We start from the raw sequence: 15,856 nt of genomic DNA on the forward strand, positions 1-15,856 counted from the left end.
AAGTCTAGGGGCTGGGGATGACCAGCTCAATCCATGGCGTACTGCTATATCGATACGATGCAAGTTAAGTTGCTTCACGCGCCGCTGCTGGCTAGCATCGGCCTGCCTGCTCAGCCCCGTCGCACCGACCCGCACTCAGGTCCCGCCAAGGAAAGCCACGCTGCCAGCTCCCCTCGATACCCGCTATCAGGTCGAAACGCCCGAAGGCATCGATCTACGCCTGCACCCCGCCGGACTGATGTCCCGGGCGATGGCCTTCGCCATTGATTTAGGCCTGCGCGCAGGGATTTTTGCCGGACTGCTCTTTGCGCTAGCCTGGCTGGGTAATCTGGGGCTTGGCCTGGGCTCGATCCTGCTGTTTATACTCAGTTGGTGGTACATGGTGCTGTTCGAAGTACTCAACCAGGGAAGTTCGCCCGGCAAGCAGATCATGGGCCTGCGGGTCGTACACGACGATGGCACGCCTATCGATTGGCCCGCCTCGCTGATCCGCAATCTGCTACGCGTGGTTGATATGCTGCCGTTCGGCTATTGCCTGGGTGCCATCACCTGCCTGCAACACCCCAACTTCAAGCGCCTCGGCGACCTCGCCGCCGGCACGCTGGTGATCTACCGCGAGCGGCCCAAGCCGCGCCCACAACTGCCCCAAGCACCGCCACGCCAAGCCCCCTTCGTGCTCAAGCTCGAGGAGCAACGGGCCATTCTCGGTTTTGCCGAGCGCCAGAGCCAGCTATCTGCGGCCCGGGCCCGCGAGCTGGCGGCCATCCTCGCCGAACCACTGGCAGTGCCTGCAGAACAAGCGCCCAACGAAATCAACAGCCTGGCCCGCGGCCTCCTGGGGCCGACGTGAAGCAAAGCCAGTTCGAAACCCGACACCAGCCCCAGTGGCAGCGCTTCGAGCAACTGCTGGGCCGGCTGGAGCGAGGCAAGGCCCGGGCCGATGAATGCCGCCAGTTTCCCCAGGACTACCGGCGCCTTTGCCAACACCTGGCCCTGGCCCGCGAACGCGGCTACAGCAGTTACCTGGTCGACCCGCTGGAGCAACTGGCCCTGCGTGGCCACCAGCAGTTCTATCGCCATCGCAGCCAGGCCGGCGCGCAGTTGCTCGGTTTTGTACTCGCCGGTTTTCCGCAGTTGGTCCGCCAGCAGTGGCGCTTTGTACTGGCCTCCAGCCTGCTGTTTTTCGGCAGCCTGCTAAGCATTGCCCTGCTGATCCAGTTCTATCCCGACCTGGTCTATAGCGTGGTGGACACCGCGCAGGTCGAGCAGATGCAAAACATGTACGACCCCGCTTCCAGCCGCCTGGGGCGCTCGGCCGAGCGGGCGGCCAGCGAAGACTGGATGATGTTCGGCTACTACATCATGCACAACATCGGCATCGCCTTTCAGACCTTCGCCGGCGGCCTGCTGTTCGGCCTGGGCAGCGGCTTCTTCCTGCTGTTCAATGGGTTGGCGATCGGGGCGATTGCCGGCCATCTGACACAGATCGGTTATGGCCAGACGTTCTGGTCCTTCGTGATCGGCCACGGCGCCTTCGAACTGACCGCCATCGCCCTGGCCGGTGCCGCCGGCCTGCAGATGGGCTGGGCACTGCTGGCGCCCGGCCGCCTGCCCCGCAGCGAAGCCCTGCGCCTGGCCGCCAGGCAGGGGGTGCGGATGATCGGCGGGGTCACCCTGTTTCTCCTGATCGCGGCCTTTATAGAAGCCTACTGGTCCTCCATGACCGCGCCCTCACCGGGCCTCAAGTACCTGGTCGGCGCCGCCCTCTGGCTGCTGGTCGCGGCCTATCTGATCGGCGCCGGACGCCAACGCCATGCGCCTGTCTGACGCCAGCGTGGCGATTCGCCCGCGCAGTACCTGGGAAGCCATGGACCTGGGCGTCCTGATGGCACAGCAGCAGCGGCGCTTGCTGATGGCCAGTTGGGCGCTGGTCAGCCTGCCGGTGTTTCTCCTGCTCAGCCTGGTGTTCTGGGAATCGCCGTCGACGGCCATGTTGCTGTTCTGGTGGCTCAAGCCGGCCTTCGAGCGACTGCCTCTTTATATTCTCTCCACCAGCCTGTTCGGCGAAACGCCGACTCTGGGCCAGGCCCTGCGCGAATTCCCGCGCCTGCTCAAACCGCAATGGCTGGCCAGCCTGACCTGGCGTCGGTTCAGCCTGAGCCGCAGCTTCACCCTGCCGGTCCAGCAACTCGAAGGCCTGTCTGGCAATGCCCGCCAGCAGCGTCTGGCGGTGCTGCGCCGGGGCAATATCCAGGCGCCACGCTGGCTGACGCTGATCGGCCTGCACCTGGAGGGCGTGTTCTGGATTGGCCTGATTGGCCTGCTCTACCTGTTCCTGCCGTCACAGGTCGAGCAGGACTGGAGCTGGCAAAAACTGCTGGCCGGCAGCGACCAGCAATGGCGCTGGCTCGAACACCTGAGCAACAGTCTCTACGCCCTGGTCCTGGTGATTTGGGAGCCGATCTACGTGGCCTGCGGCTTCAGCCTGTACCTCAACCGACGCACCGCCCTCGAAGCCTGGGATATCGAACTGGTCTTTCGCCGCCTGCGCCAGCGCCTCAGTGGCGTGGCCGCTGCCTTGCTGATCGCCACGAGCCTGTGCCTGCTCACACCACCGCCTGCCGCCTGGGCCGCTGAACCCGAAGGACCGGACAGCCCGCGCCTGCTACAACAACCGCTGAACAGCCAGGCTGCGCGCCAGGCCATCGAGAACATCCTCGCCGCCCCGCCCTTCAAGAACCCGCAGACCGTCACCCGCTGGCGCCTGATCGAAACCGCCAAGCCGGCCGAAAAGCCCCAGGACAGCCCGCCACCCGAATGGCTGAAACGCTGGCTCGAAGGCTTCGACGGCCAGTGGCTGGCCACTCTGGCCAAAGCCATTGAAGTGCTGCTTTGGGGGAGCCTGATCGCCGCCCTTGCCCTAGTGGTCTATCGCTACCGTGAGTGGCTACAGGCCTTTGTCAGCCGCCGCCCGAAACCACGACTGAACACCCGGCGCGAGACACCACCCCAACTGTTCGGGCTGGCCGTCGGCGCCGAAACCCTACCGGACGATATCGCCAGCACCGCCGAGCGCCTGTGGGCCAGCCAACCGCGCGAGGCGCTGGGGCTGTTGTACCGCGGGCTGTTGAGCCATCTGTTGCATGACTGGCACCTGCCCCTCAAGGACGCCGACACCGAAGGCCAGGTGCTGCAGCGGGTCGCCTTGCTCCAGCAACCGGCACTGAAGGAGTACAGCCAGGCCCTGACCCAGCACTGGCAAAACCTTGCCTATGGCCATCGCCTGCCCTCGGCGCACGTGCAGCAACAACTCTGCGCCGGCTGGCGGCAACTGTTCGACCGGGAGCCACGCCCATGACCCGGCGTACGGCGACGCTACTCGGCCTGTTGCTCCTGGTGCTGGCCGCCTGCCTGGGGCTGTTCCTGTACAAGCACATCGAGCCTTATCAACAAGTCATCGACCACGGTCCGGCGCCCGAAGCCAGGAGCAACCCCTACCTGGCCGCCGAACATTTCCTGCGCGGGCGCGGGCTCAATGTCACCCACGCCAGCAGCCTGGGTGTGCTCTCTCGACTCGAAACCCGCCAGGAGAGCCTGTTGCTGCTGGGCCCGCGCGGTAATCTGTCGGCCCGCCAGGTCGATGACCTGCTCCAGTGGGTCACGACCGGCGGGCGCCTTCTTGTGGCCGCCGAGAAAAACTGGGACCCGGACAGCGGCCAAAGCGGCGACCCGCTCCTCGACCGCCTGGGCGTGCAACTCTGGCTCAGCAAGGATCTCAAGGACGACCCCGCCCAGGTGCCTGACGAGCCATTCCCGAGCCTGACCAAGCTCTATCTGGAACACGAACCTACCCCCGCCTACTTCGGCTTTATCCCCGAGTTGCACCTCGAGGACCCGGATAACCAGGCCCGGGCCTGGGCCAACAGCGCAGGCGCGACCCATTTGATGCAACTGGACCATGGCCTGGGAACCATCACCGTGGTCAGTGACGCCAACCTCTGGAAAAACCCGACCATCGCCCAGTACGACAATGCCTGGCTGCTCTGGTACCTGACCCAGGACAGTAACGTGACCCTGGTCTTAAACACTGCCCACGACAATCTGCTCAGCCAGTTGTGGCGCTATTTCCCCCAGGCCCTACTGGCCTTGCTGGCCCTGGTCGGCCTGTGGCTCTGGCATATCGGCCTGCGCCAGGGCCCGTTGCAGGCCCCCACGCCCCTGGCCCGACGCCAGTTGCTGGAGCATTTGCGCGCCAGTGCCGACTTTCTCCTGCGCCGCAGCGGCCAGACAACCTTGCTGCATAACCTGCAGCAAGATATCCAGCGCCGTGCCCGGCTGCGTTATCCCGGCTTTGAACGCCTGCCCGTGGCCGAACAATGGCAGGTGCTGTCGCGCCTGACCCGCCAACCGACCAGCGCCATCAGCCAGGCCCTGCGCCCACGACCGAAGGAGCGCCTGTCCAGCGCCGACTTCTGCCGCCAGGTCGCGCACCTGCAAACCCTCAGGAATGCCTTATGAGCGAAGAATTGCCGCACACCCCGCCTGCCCTCGACCCGCAGGAACATGCCGCCCAGCAGCGCCAGCGGGCCAGCCACCTGGCCCAGGCCCTGCGGGTGGAACTGAACAAGGCAGTGATCGGCCAACAGGCCGTGATCGACGATGTGCTGACCGCGCTGATCGCCGGTGGTCATGTGCTGCTTGAGGGTGTACCGGGGCTGGGCAAGACCCTGCTGGTCCGCGCCCTGGCCCGATGTTTTGGCGGTGAATTCGCCCGGATCCAGTTCACCCCCGACCTGATGCCCAGCGATGTCACCGGCCATGCGGTCTACGACCTGCAAAGCGAGCAGTTCAAGCTGCGCAAGGGGCCGCTGTTCACCAACCTGTTGCTGGCCGACGAAATCAACCGGGCACCGGCCAAGACCCAGGCCGCCCTGCTCGAAGCCATGCAGGAACGCCAGGTCACCCTTGAAGGCCGGGCCTTGCCCATCGCCCAGCCTTTTATGGTGCTCGCGACGCAAAACCCAATCGAGCAAGAAGGTACCTACCCGCTGCCCGAAGCCGAACTCGACCGGTTTATGCTCAAGCTGCGGATGGACTACCCTGCCGCCGACGAGGAGCTGGAGATGGTCCGCCAGGTCACCCACTCGACCCGCGCCGATATGCTCGATGTGCAACCCCTGCGCACCGTGCTCCAGGCCAAGGACGTCCTGGCCCTGCAACGCATTGCCAGTGACCTGCCGCTGGATGAGCACGTGCTCGACTACGCCGTGCGCCTGGCGCGCGCCACCCGCGACTGGCCGGGCCTGACCCTGGGCGCCGGGCCGCGCGCCTCCATCGCTCTGGTACGCGGCGGTCGTGCCCGAGCCCTACTGCGCGGCGGCGACTTTGTCCTGCCCGACGACATCAAGGGCTGTGCGCTGGCAGTGTTGCGCCACCGCGTGCGCGTTGCGCCGGAGCTGGATATCGAAGGCCTCTCGGCCGAGCAAGTGCTCAGGCAGTTGCTCGACCAGGTCCCGGCACCGCGACTATGAGTAGCCTTCGTCGATGAAGCCGTCCCGTCTGTTGCTGATCTGGCTCGCCGTACTGGCCGCCTTCGGGTTGCTGCAGGGCACGCTGGAGCTGCTCGATATCGCCTTCGCACAGCGCCTCAAGCCGATTGGCTGGGGCCTGCTCCTGGCGCTGTTGCTGCTCGCCGCCCTCGATGCCCTGCGCCTGCGCCGCCTGCCGTCACCGCGCCTGCGCCGGCAGATGCCTGGCAGCCTGGCCCTGGGCCGCTGGAGCGAAGTGCGTCTCGAGGTGCAGCACGACTACCGCCAGCCCCTGGCCATCGACCTCTTCGATCACCCACCCGAAGGCCTGACTTTCGAACATCTGCCGCAGACCGTGCCACTCAACCCCGGCGAAGACAGCCAACTAGGCTACCGACTGCGCCCGCTCAAGCGCGGGCATTTCAACTTCACCCAGTGCGAAATCAGCCTGCCCAGCCCATTTGGGCTGTGGCGCCAACGCCGTTACCTGGCTGTGGCGGACGCCACCCGGGTCTATCCCGACTTCGCCCGGTTATACGGCGCCCGGCTGCTGGCCGTGGACAACTGGCTGAGCCAGCTCGGCGTGCGCCAACGCCAGCGCCGCGGCCAGGGACTGGAGTTCAACCAGTTGCGTGAGTACCGCGAAGGCGACAGCCTGCGCCAGATCGACTGGAAAGCCACCGCCCGCCAGCGCACCCCCATCGCCCGTGAATACCAGGATGAACGCGACCAGCAGATCGTCTTTCTCCTCGACTGCGGACGCCGTATGCGCAGCCAGGACGGCGAACTGACGCACTTCGATCACGCCCTCAACGCCTGCCTGCTGCTCAGCTATGTGGCCTTGCGCCAGGGCGATGCCGTGGGCCTGGGGACCTTTGCCAGCGAGCAGCCGCGCTACCTGGCGCCGGTCAAGGGCAGCGGCCAACTCAACGTGTTGCTCAATACGGTCTACGACCTGGACAGCAGCCAGCGCCCGGCGGACTTCCAGGCCGCCGCCAGCCAGTTGCTCGCCCGCCAGAAACGCCGGGCGCTGGTGGTGCTAGTGACCAACCTGGGCGATGAAGATGAAGAAGAACTGCTCGGCGCGGCCAAGCGCATCGGCCGCCAGCACCGGGTACTGGTCGCCAGCCTGCGTGAAGAAGTCCTCGACCAACTGCGCCAGGCGCCCGTGCAAACCCTGCCCGAGGCGCTCGCCTACTGCGGCTCCATCGACTATCTGAACGCCCGCGCCATCCAGCACGAGCGCCTTGCCGCCCACGGCATCGCCGTGCTCGATGCCTTGCCGAGCGAGTTTGGCGCCGAATTGGTGAGCCGTTATCTAAGCTGGAAAAAAGCCGGCACGCTGTGAGTCAGGCCGAGGCTGGCAGTGGGCGAAAGCTGAAATAGCAGGACAAGGCGCGGATCAGTTGCACGTAGTCACCCGGTGCCTCACGCAACACAAAGCCCGAATCGAAGTAGCCGGGCGTGGCATCTTCGCGGCACCACAGGCAATCGGCCTCCAGATCGATAAACAGAAGACTGCCATCCAGGCCGGGCACCTTCAGGCGCAGCTGGAAGTGGCCACCGACCAGCAGTGGCAACTGGCTGATCAGCATCAGGCCCTGCTCGGAGACATTGCCGAGATAGCCCACGGTGCTGTCCGTGAAACGGTTGAAAACGCGCAGAAAACCGGGCAATTGCCGGCGTTCGATCCGGCGATGAGTCAACATGGCGGTCATCACTTGCTCAAAGGCCATTCAGCATGACCGCGCTAGTGCATGGCGCGCGCCCCGACGATAGCGCCGAGACACGCTTGGGGCGCACAGCCCTGTGCAGATCAGATCTTAGTCCAGCCCGGCGACTCGACCCGATTAAATTTCACCCGTCATCGAACGCCGCGCTTACAGCGGTGCGGGCTTGGGTTGCGCTGGCATCGCACGCAGATGGCCAAGCTGCTGCAAGGTCTCCAGGCGCGCACGAGCACGGTAGGCATACTCGCTGCTGGGGTGCTGGGCCAGAATGTACTGATAGGTCTGGGCAGCATCGAGGAACAGTTTCTGGCGCTCCAGGCACTGGCCGCGCAGCATCGAGACTTCCGGCTGGATATAGCGGCGCGCCCGGCTATCACGGTCGACCTTGGACAATTCGATCATCACGCGGTCGCAATCGCCCTTGTCATAGGCGTAATAGGCATTGTTCAGGTGTTGGTTCATCGCCCAACGGGTGCAACCGACGACACTGGCCGCCATCATTAAAACGAGCAAAATTCGCATGGGGTATCTCCTGTTCACAGCAGTGTATCGACCCCTGGGCGGAAATCTTCAAGGCCGTATCAAGCAAACAATCGGATCAGCAAAAAGTAGTGCGTAGGAACAATGACTACAGCAACGGACCATAGTAGCCTTTCGCTGCGCTTGAACTCAGGAGTCTTTGCATGTCTGTTCGTCGTACCAAAATCGTCGCCACCCTTGGCCCTGCGAGCAACTCGCCGCAAGTGCTGGAGCAGTTGATCCTTGCAGGCCTGGACGTTGCCCGTCTGAACTTCTCCCACGGCACGCCCGATGAGCACAAGGCTCGCGCCCAGCTAGTACGCGACCTCGCCGCCAAGCACGGGCGCTTCGTCGCACTGCTGGGTGACCTGCAAGGCCCGAAAATCCGTATCGCCAAATTTGCCAACAAGCGCATCGAACTCAAGGTCGGTGATCGCTTTACCTTCTCCACCAGCCATCCGCTGACAGACGGCACCCAGGATATCGTCGGTATCGACTACCCGGACCTGGTCAAGGATTGCGGTGTCGGCGACGAGCTGCTGCTCGACGACGGCCGCGTGGTCATGCGTGTCGACACCGCGACCGCTGACGCCCTGCACTGCACCGTGCTGATCGGCGGCCCGCTGTCCGATCACAAAGGCATCAACCGTCGCGGCGGCGGCCTGACGGCGCCAGCCCTGACCGAGAAAGACAAGGCCGACATCAAGCTGGCTGCCGAGATGGACCTGGACTACCTGGCCGTCTCCTTCCCACGTGACGCCAGCGACATGGAATACGCCCGCCGCCTGCGCGACGAGGCCGGCGGTACCGCCTGGCTGGTCGCCAAGATCGAACGCGCCGAAGCCGTGGCCAATGATGAAACCCTCGACGGCCTGATCAAGGCCAGCGATGCGGTGATGGTTGCCCGGGGTGACCTGGGTGTGGAAATCGGCGATGCCGAGCTGGTGGGCATCCAGAAAAAAATCATTCTGCACGCCCGCCGTCATAACAAGGCCGTGATCGTCGCGACCCAGATGATGGAGTCGATGATCCAGAACCCGATGCCGACCCGCGCCGAAGTGTCCGATGTGGCCAACGCCGTGCTCGACTACACCGACGCCGTGATGCTGTCGGCGGAAAGTGCCGCCGGTGCCTACCCGCTCGAAGCGGTACAGGCCATGGCGCGGATCTGCGTCGGTGCCGAAAAGCACCCGACCAGCAAGACCTCCAGCCACCGCATGGGCACCACATTTGAAAGCTGCGACCAGAGCATTGCGCTGGCGGCCATGTACACCGCCAACCACTTCCCTGGCGTCAAGGCGATCATTGCCCTGACCGAAAGCGGCTATACGCCACTGATCATGTCGCGGATTCGCTCCTCGGTGCCGATCTACGCATTCTCCCCCCACCGTGAAACCCAGGCGCGCGCGGCCATGTTCCGTGGCGTGTACACCGTGCCATTTGACCCGGCCTCGTTGCCGCCAGAGCAGGTCAGCCAGGCGGCCATCGACGAGTTGCTCAAGCTGGGCGTGGTCGAGAAAGGCGACTGGGTCATCCTGACCAAGGGCGACAGCTACCACACCACCGGTGGCACCAATGGCATGAAGATCCTGCATGTCGGCGACCCGATGGTCTAAGGCCCAGGTCCTTGCCCATTAAAAAGCCCCGCGGCGCACACCGCGGGGCTTTTTGCTATCAGGGCAACTGCTGAGCCATGCCTTTGTCGTGACTGCGGCGACAAGCGGCTAGCGCTTGCTCAAAAAGCCTGACAAGGCCGCCAGTGCCTCGGGTGAATGCAAGCGCTGCACAAACAACTCGCCTTCCTGCGCAATCACCTGCAGCAATTGCTCGCGATCAGGCGCCTTCATCAGCGCTTTGCTGATCTGCACCGCCGTCGGCGTCAGTTCGGCCAACCGCCCGGCCATCTCCCGCGCCCGCGCCAGAGCCGCCGGTCCATTGGCCAGAACTTCACTGGCCAAGCCCCAGGCGCCTGCCTGTTCGCCACTGAACCCCTCGCCCAGCAGCAACAGTTGCGCCGCCCGGGCCTGGCCCAGCAACCTCGGCAAAATCAGGCTGGAACCAAACTCGGGGCACAAGCCAAGATTGACGAACGGCATGCGCAACCGGGCATCGGCACTGATATAGACCAGGTCGCAGTGCAGCAACAGCGTGGTGCCGATGCCCACGGCTGAGCCTGCCACCGCCGCGACCAAAGGCTTGCGACACGCCAGCACGCTGCGCATAAACACAAATACCGGGCTCTGCGGTCCGCTGGGAGGATCTTCGAGAAAGTCGGCAATATCGTTACCGGCGGTAAAACACTCACTGCTGCCACTGATCAACACGACCCTGACGGTCGGGTCCGCGTCGGCCTGTTGCAGGGCAATGGCCAGCTGGCTGTACATTTCGCGCGTCAGGGCATTCTTTTTATCAGGGCGATTGAGGCGCAAGGACAGCAGCCCACTTTCGCGCTCGAGGATTACGGCGTCGCTCATCCAGTGGCTCGCTTATTGTTATTGAGTCTTGAGCAGCCGTCTCAGCCCGCGTTCAGAAACGCATCGGCCAGTAGTTGGCTACGGGGCAATCCCGCCATGAACAGCCGTCGGGAAAAAGCCTCGAGACTGTCTGGCGCCCCGCAGAGTAAAGCCAGGGTTTGCCGGGAAACAAGGCGCAATTGCGCCAAAGCAGCCGGTAGCTCGGCCGCCGTCCAGTAGTCCACTTGGAGGTTGCCATGGCGGGCGACCAAGGCCGCCAAGGGCTCGCGGGCATAGTGCTCACTGGCATCGCGGGCCAGGTGAATCAGACGGATTTCACCCTGGTGATCCTGGCGCAAGGCTTCGCGCAGTACCCCCAGCAACGGGCCCAGCCCCGTACCGGCCGCCAGCAGCCATAGCGCCCGATTCTGCCAGTCGGGGTCATAGTGCAGTGCGCCACCGCGCAGTTCGCCCAGGCTCAGGCGATCACCCACCACCAAGGCCCGCGCCGCATCGCTAAAGGCGCCCGGGAGACGGCAATCCAGATGAAACTCCAGGAAACCGTCTTCCTGCGGCAAGCTGGCCAGCGAATACGGGCGCGCCACTGCACCGGCCCAGAGCACCAGGTGCTGACCGGCCTGGTAGCGCAGCGGGCGCTGAGGCGCAAGGCGTAGGCGCAACACGCTCGGGCTCAGCCAGTCGAGCGCGAGCACCGTCGCAGGCAAGCCATCGCGCAGTGGATCGAACACCGCCACCCGCAGGTCCGTGTCGACCTCGCACTGACAGGCCAGGCGCCAGCCCAGCCGACGCTGTCCGGCGGCCAGGGCCTCAGGGCGATTGTCCCGGGGCTCACCCTCCAGGCAATGCACCAGGCAGGCATGGCAACTGCCAGCCCGGCAGCTATAGGGCACCGCCACCCCAGCCTGGTTCAAGGCATCGAGCAGGTTGCTGCCCGAAGCCACCGACCAGCGTCGCTCACCGACCACCAACTCAGGCATCACTGTGTTCCCAGGCCGCGGCACAGCGATTGCGCCCATCGCGCTTGGCCCGATACAGCGCCTGGTCGGCACGGTGTAAGGCATTGTCGAGGTCATCCCCGACCTGCAGCAGGGTCATGCCCACCGAGAGGCTCAAGTCATTGATCGTGAAGCCCACCAACACCACCTCGGCAAAGGCCAGCCGCAAGCGCTCGCAACATGCCGTCAGGCGCTCGGGCGTGGCATCGGGCAACAACAGCACAAATTCCTCACCACCGTAGCGCGCCAGGATGTCGCCCTGGCGCAGGCAGGCACTGGCCACGCCCGCGAACGCCTGCAAAACCTGGTCGCCGGCCGCATGGCCGTGCACATCGTTGATACGTTTGAAATGGTCGAGGTCGATCAGCGCCAGGCCATGGGCCTGCCGGTTCTCCATACTCTCCAGCGCCCGGGAAGCCAGGCGCAGGAAATGCCGGCGATTGAACAGGCCGGTCAGTTCATCGGTGGCCACCAGGTCTTCCAGCTGGCGCATCATCCCGCGCAGCGTGTCCTGATGCGCCTGCAGGGCAAAGCGGCGTTGGCGCATGCGCTGCCGCGAAGCCTGGACATAGATGGCATAGAGGCAAAGCCAGATCAGCACCACCAGCAGCACGCACACCTGCAACAGCGCCAGGCTCGGCGCTGCCAACTGGAAGTGATAACCCTCCCAAAGATTGAGTGACGCAAAGCAGAAAAAAGCCAGCGCCGCACACCCGATAAAGGCGCGCCGCGTGAGATGGAACAGACCGAACAAGAGAATCAGCGGGTAAAGTGCCAGAAAGATCCCCCGCGCCTCCTGCAAATGGCTCAGCAGGTAGGTCTGCCAGAAGATCCCCAGGACGATCTGCACCTGGGTCAGGCTCGGGTCGGCGAAACGCAGGTTCCAGCCGCTGTAGAACACCACGCCCAGGACCAATTGGCAAAGCAGTACCAGACCGCTACTGAACAGGGCGGTATGCGTGGGAGCGCGATAGTGATCCGTCAAAATCGCCACCCAAACCAGGGTCAGGACCAGCACATAAGTCCCCGCCGCCAAGGCGAAGCGCTTCAACAGCAACTGCTGTATCGCGTTATGAGTCACTCGTTGGCTCACCATGCTGAGAAAGGGTTTCCTACCCGTAGAAGCCACTTGCCACTTTAGAGAGGTATCCAAAAAATAACTATTCAAATTTGGTCGCGTGTACAAGTTGGCACGTCAGCCACGCAAAAACAGTGCCGCCCGGCTGCGCGACCTTCGTTTGAGACGCTCGCGGATGTGTCCTACAGCGTGGCGGGTTATACTACCGCGCCTTTTTGTGCCGGCCTCGTGCCAGCCCAGCCTTGAAAGATGTTTTCGACAGACCAGACATACCCAGGTCGCAAACACCTTATTTAATGTTCCCGTCTTATAGAGGAGCGCGACCCATGACCGTGATCAAGCAAGACGACCTGATTCAGAGCGTTGCCGACGCCCTGCAATTCATCTCCTACTACCATCCCGTGGACTTTATCCAGGCCATGCACGAGGCCTACCTGCGCGAAGAGTCGCCAGCAGCCCGCGACTCCATGGCTCAGATCCTGATCAACTCGCGCATGTGCGCCACCGGCCACCGGCCGATCTGCCAGGACACCGGTATTGTCACCGTGTTCGTGCGCGTGGGCATGGATGTGCGCTGGGATGGCGCGACCATGGGCCTGGACGACATGATCAACGAAGGCGTGCGTCGCGCCTACAACCTGCCGGAAAACGTCTTGCGTGCTTCCATCCTGGCCGACCCGGCCGGTGCGCGCAAGAACACCAAGGACAACACCCCGGCCGTGATCCACTACTCCATCGTCCCGGGCAACACCGTGGAAGTGGACGTGGCGGCCAAGGGCGGCGGTTCCGAGAACAAGTCGAAGATGGCCATGCTCAACCCGTCCGACTCGATCGTCGACTGGGTGCTCAAGACCGTTCCGACCATGGGCGCTGGCTGGTGCCCACCGGGCATGCTCGGCATCGGCATCGGCGGCACCGCCGAGAAAGCCGCGGTCATGGCCAAGGAAGTGTTGATGGAATCCATCGACATCCACGAGCTCAAGGCTCGCGGCCCGTCCAACCGCATCGAAGAAATGCGCCTGGAGCTGTTCGAGAAGGTCAACCAACTGGGCATCGGCGCCCAGGGCCTGGGTGGCCTGACCACCGTGCTCGACGTGAAGATCATGGACTACCCGACCCATGCCGCCTCGCTGCCGGTCTGCATGATCCCCAACTGCGCCGCCACCCGTCACGCGCACTTCGTGCTTGACGGCTCCGGCCCGGCCTCGCTGGAAGCGCCACCACTCGACGCCTACCCGGAAATCGTCTGGGAAGCCGGCCCGTCGGCCCGTCGCGTCAACCTCGACACCCTGACCCCGGAAGATGTGCAGAGCTGGAAGCCGGGCGAAACCGTACTGCTCAACGGCAAGATGCTCACCGGTCGCGACGCGGCGCACAAGCGCATGGTCGAGATGCTGAACAAGGGTGAAACCCTGCCGGTGGACCTCAAGGGGCGCTTTATCTACTACGTTGGCCCGGTCGATCCGGTCGGTGACGAAGTGGTGGGCCCTGCCGGTCCGACTACGGCTACGCGGATGGACAAATTCACCCGCCAGATCCTCGACCAGACCGGCCTGCTGGGCATGATCGGCAAGTCCGAGCGCGGCCCGACCGCTATCGACGCCATCAAGGAACACAAAGCCGTGTACCTGATGGCCGTTGGCGGTGCAGCCTATCTGGTGGCCCAGGCGATCAAGAAATCCCGTGTCGTGGCCTTTGCCGAGCTGGGCATGGAAGCGATCTACGAGTTCGACGTCAAGGACATGCCCGTGACCGTTGCCGTCGACAGCAACGGCGAGTCGGTACACATCACCGGCCCGGCCATCTGGCAGAAGAAAATCAGTGAAAGCCTGGCGGTGGAAGTGCAGTAAGCACGTTCCCGAAAGGACAGAAGGCGAGCGGGTTATCCCGCTCGCCTTTTTTTATCCCGCCGGTTTCTCACTGGCCGCCAGGACCCTGGCCATTTGCTGGCTTAGCCAGTTCAAGGCCTGATCGCCATCACGGCGCTTATGCCAGGCCAAGACAAAGGCAAACGACGGCAGCCGGAACGGTGGCGGCACAACCACCAGTTCGGGGTCGTCGATACTGCGCAGGGTGCGCGAGGCCACCGTCAGGATCAGGTCCGTGCCGGCAATCAACTGCGGGGCCACGCTCCAGTGGGGCAAGCTGATTGCCACATGGCGACGCTGATGAATGGCCGTCAGCGCCCGCTCGATTTCCGCCGTGCCGCTGCCCCGCATTTCCAACAGCACATGGGGCCGTTTCAGGTACAGCGCCATGTTCAACGTCTGGTCGACCTCCAGCGTGCGTCGATCCACCAGACAGGCGTAGTGCTCCTCGAATAGCTGGGTGCAGCGCAGCTCATTGGGAATATCGGGAAAGACCCCGGCCGCCAGGTCGATATCGCCATTGAGCAGCAGCTCGACCATGCCTTCGCGGCTGGCCTGGGTGATCTGCAGATCGATGCCCGGCGCCTCCTGGCGCAACAGGCGCACCAGACCCGGCAACAGCAAGGCCGCACCGTAGTCCGACATTGCCAGGTGAAAACGCCGCCGGGCCGAAGCGGGGTCGAAGGCGTTGGGCGCCAGCAGCGCCTGCACCTGGACCAGGGTTTCACGCAGCGGGCCGGCCAGCTCCAGCGCCCGGGCGGTGGGTACCAGGCTAGCACCGACCCGGACCAACAGTGGATCGCCCAACAGGTCGCGCAAGCGCGCCAGGGCATGGCTGACCGCCGGCTGGCTCAAGTGCAGGCGCTCGGCAGCACGGGTGACGTGCTGCTCGCCAAGCAGTGCATCGAGGATCACCAGCAGGTTGAGGTCGATACGGCGCAGATCATTCATTTGATGCATGTTCTGGATATGAATAGGGAATTTAAATTTGCGCGGCGAATGACCTAGAGTCCAGAAAAACCTGCTGGAGACGCGCGATGAGTACCTTGCACTGGGCTGGATTGTTGATATTGGCGGTGATTGCCGGGGCCGTCGTGCCGTTCCAGAGTGCACTGAATGCCAATCTGGGCCGAGGCCTGGGGCATCCGCTGTGGGCAACGCTCGCTTCGTTGCTGGTCAGCATTGCCGTCTTGCTACCGGTGATCCTGGCATTGCGCCTGCCGTTACCGAGCCTGGGCTTTGCGGCCAAGGCGCCACTGTGGTGGTGGGCCGGTGGCGCGTTTGGCGTGTGCTTTATCTCCCTGGCGCTGATCCTGCTGCCACGCCTGGGAGCGGCGGGGTTTATTGCCCTGGCACTGAGCGGGCAGCTGATCGCCTCCCTCGCCCTGGACCATTTCGGCCTGTTTGGCCTGACTCAACGGCCGATCAGTTTGCAGCAGTTACTGGGAGTTGCACTGCTGATCGGCGCGTTGCTGTTGATCCAGTTTGGCGGTCCTCGCAGCCCGGTGCAACAGCCCACAGCGATTCCCCAGCATGACAGCGCCCCGGTCACGACTGCCGACACATCGACACCTGCTGTCATTCTGAAGTGAGCCGTTTTCCTTTCGTTCGCGGGAATTTTCCTAGAGAATCCTCGGCGCTTGTGCCTGGCTAGGGTCATGGCT

Annotated in this window: 15 protein-coding genes; 9 read left to right on the forward strand and 6 right to left on the reverse strand. The window is 63.9% G+C overall.

Annotation, left to right across the window (positions count from 1 at the left end):
- Positions 1–106: 106 nt before the first annotated feature.
- The 6 genes from NPS46_RS02770 to NPS46_RS02795 are packed head-to-tail and all read left to right on the forward strand — an operon-like array spanning position 107 to position 6,876.
- Positions 107–850 carry an RDD family protein gene (locus NPS46_RS02770; RefSeq protein WP_425312691.1) on the forward strand — a complete coding sequence of 248 codons (744 nt, stop codon included), beginning with the start codon at positions 107–109 and terminating at the stop codon, positions 848–850.
- Complete coding sequence (locus tag NPS46_RS02775; RefSeq protein WP_274104858.1) at positions 847–1,827, forward strand: stage II sporulation protein M; 981 nt, start codon at positions 847–849, stop codon at positions 1,825–1,827. Before NPS46_RS02770 ends, NPS46_RS02775 begins: the two co-directional genes overlap by 4 nt.
- A complete protein-coding gene (locus NPS46_RS02780) occupies positions 1,814–3,358 on the forward strand; it encodes a DUF4129 domain-containing protein (protein WP_274104859.1) in 1,545 nt (514 codons plus the stop codon). The genes NPS46_RS02775 and NPS46_RS02780 overlap by 14 nt, the downstream gene beginning before the upstream one ends.
- Positions 3,355–4,518, forward strand: a complete 1,164-nt coding sequence (locus tag NPS46_RS02785; protein WP_274104860.1) for a DUF4350 domain-containing protein — start codon at positions 3,355–3,357, stop codon at positions 4,516–4,518. Before NPS46_RS02780 ends, NPS46_RS02785 begins: the two co-directional genes overlap by 4 nt.
- Positions 4,515–5,531 (forward strand): AAA family ATPase, encoded by a 1,017-nt coding sequence (locus NPS46_RS02790; RefSeq protein ID WP_274104861.1) that lies wholly within the window; start codon positions 4,515–4,517, stop codon positions 5,529–5,531. The genes NPS46_RS02785 and NPS46_RS02790 overlap by 4 nt, the downstream gene beginning before the upstream one ends.
- A gap of 13 nt (positions 5,532–5,544) precedes the next feature.
- A complete protein-coding gene (locus tag NPS46_RS02795) occupies positions 5,545–6,876 on the forward strand; it encodes a DUF58 domain-containing protein (RefSeq protein WP_274104862.1) in 1,332 nt (443 codons plus the stop codon).
- A gap of 1 nt (position 6,877) precedes the next feature.
- On the opposite strand, the gene NPS46_RS02800 is transcribed toward NPS46_RS02795, so the two are convergent.
- Positions 6,878–7,237, reverse strand: a complete 360-nt coding sequence (locus NPS46_RS02800) for a PilZ domain-containing protein (protein ID WP_274104863.1) — start codon at positions 7,235–7,237, stop codon at positions 6,878–6,880.
- A gap of 171 nt (positions 7,238–7,408) precedes the next feature.
- Entirely contained in the window at positions 7,409–7,780 is a 372-nt protein-coding gene (locus NPS46_RS02805) for a tetratricopeptide repeat protein (protein WP_274104864.1), read from the reverse strand.
- Positions 7,781–7,941: 161 nt separating this feature from the next.
- Here NPS46_RS02805 and pyk point away from each other — a divergent pair, with 161 nt between their 5' ends.
- Positions 7,942–9,393 carry a pyruvate kinase gene (gene pyk, locus NPS46_RS02810; protein WP_274104865.1) on the forward strand — a complete coding sequence of 484 codons (1,452 nt, stop codon included), beginning with the start codon at positions 7,942–7,944 and terminating at the stop codon, positions 9,391–9,393.
- Positions 9,394–9,501: 108 nt separating this feature from the next.
- Here the strand turns inward: pyk and NPS46_RS02815 are convergent, their stop codons facing one another.
- The 3 genes from NPS46_RS02815 to NPS46_RS02825 are packed head-to-tail and all read right to left on the reverse strand — an operon-like array spanning position 9,502 to position 12,327.
- On the reverse strand, positions 9,502–10,251 hold the full coding sequence (locus tag NPS46_RS02815) for an enoyl-CoA hydratase-related protein (protein WP_274104866.1): 750 nt from the start codon (positions 10,249–10,251) through the stop codon (positions 9,502–9,504).
- Between the two features lie 41 nt (positions 10,252–10,292).
- A complete protein-coding gene (locus NPS46_RS02820) occupies positions 10,293–11,228 on the reverse strand; it encodes an iron-sulfur-binding ferredoxin reductase (RefSeq protein ID WP_274104867.1) in 936 nt (311 codons plus the stop codon).
- Positions 11,221–12,327 carry a GGDEF domain-containing protein gene (locus NPS46_RS02825; protein WP_274104868.1) on the reverse strand — a complete coding sequence of 369 codons (1,107 nt, stop codon included), beginning with the start codon at positions 12,325–12,327 and terminating at the stop codon, positions 11,221–11,223. The genes NPS46_RS02820 and NPS46_RS02825 overlap by 8 nt, the downstream gene beginning before the upstream one ends.
- A 323-nt stretch (positions 12,328–12,650) precedes the next feature.
- Between NPS46_RS02825 and NPS46_RS02830 the strand changes: the two genes are divergently transcribed.
- Positions 12,651–14,174 carry a fumarate hydratase gene (locus NPS46_RS02830; protein ID WP_274104869.1) on the forward strand — a complete coding sequence of 508 codons (1,524 nt, stop codon included), beginning with the start codon at positions 12,651–12,653 and terminating at the stop codon, positions 14,172–14,174.
- Positions 14,175–14,225: 51 nt separating this feature from the next.
- Here NPS46_RS02830 and NPS46_RS02835 read toward each other — a convergent pair whose 3' ends face one another.
- Positions 14,226–15,152, reverse strand: coding sequence for a LysR family transcriptional regulator (locus NPS46_RS02835; RefSeq protein ID WP_274104870.1), 927 nt, complete (start codon positions 15,150–15,152; stop codon positions 14,226–14,228).
- 77 nt (positions 15,153–15,229) lie between these two features.
- Between NPS46_RS02835 and NPS46_RS02840 the strand changes: the two genes are divergently transcribed.
- Complete coding sequence (locus NPS46_RS02840; protein ID WP_274104871.1) at positions 15,230–15,784, forward strand: DMT family transporter; 555 nt, start codon at positions 15,230–15,232, stop codon at positions 15,782–15,784.
- The last annotated feature ends 72 nt before the right edge of the window (positions 15,785–15,856 follow it).

It is taken from the genome of Pseudomonas putida (assembly GCF_028682395.1).
Classification (GTDB): Bacteria; Pseudomonadota; Gammaproteobacteria; order Pseudomonadales; family Pseudomonadaceae; genus Aquipseudomonas; species Aquipseudomonas putida_AB.

Coding starts and splice junctions, on each gene's coding strand:
- NPS46_RS02815 (WP_274104866.1), bottom strand. CDS start 10,251: ATGAGCGACGCCGTAATCCTCGAGCGCGAAAGTGGGCTGCTGTCCTTG.
- NPS46_RS02805 (WP_274104864.1), bottom strand. CDS start 7,780: ATGCGAATTTTGCTCGTTTTAATGATGGCGGCCAGTGTCGTCGGTTGC.
- NPS46_RS02795 (WP_274104862.1), top strand. CDS start 5,545: ATGAAGCCGTCCCGTCTGTTGCTGATCTGGCTCGCCGTACTGGCCGCC.
- NPS46_RS02840 (WP_274104871.1), top strand. CDS start 15,230: ATGAGTACCTTGCACTGGGCTGGATTGTTGATATTGGCGGTGATTGCC.
- pyk (WP_274104865.1), top strand. CDS start 7,942: ATGTCTGTTCGTCGTACCAAAATCGTCGCCACCCTTGGCCCTGCGAGC.
- NPS46_RS02830 (WP_274104869.1), top strand. CDS start 12,651: ATGACCGTGATCAAGCAAGACGACCTGATTCAGAGCGTTGCCGACGCC.
- NPS46_RS02835 (WP_274104870.1), bottom strand. CDS start 15,152: ATGCATCAAATGAATGATCTGCGCCGTATCGACCTCAACCTGCTGGTG.
- NPS46_RS02780 (WP_274104859.1), top strand. CDS start 1,814: ATGCGCCTGTCTGACGCCAGCGTGGCGATTCGCCCGCGCAGTACCTGG.
- NPS46_RS02785 (WP_274104860.1), top strand. CDS start 3,355: ATGACCCGGCGTACGGCGACGCTACTCGGCCTGTTGCTCCTGGTGCTG.
- NPS46_RS02820 (WP_274104867.1), bottom strand. CDS start 11,228: ATGCCTGAGTTGGTGGTCGGTGAGCGACGCTGGTCGGTGGCTTCGGGC.
- NPS46_RS02800 (WP_274104863.1), bottom strand. CDS start 7,237: ATGTTGACTCATCGCCGGATCGAACGCCGGCAATTGCCCGGTTTTCTG.
- NPS46_RS02790 (WP_274104861.1), top strand. CDS start 4,515: ATGAGCGAAGAATTGCCGCACACCCCGCCTGCCCTCGACCCGCAGGAA.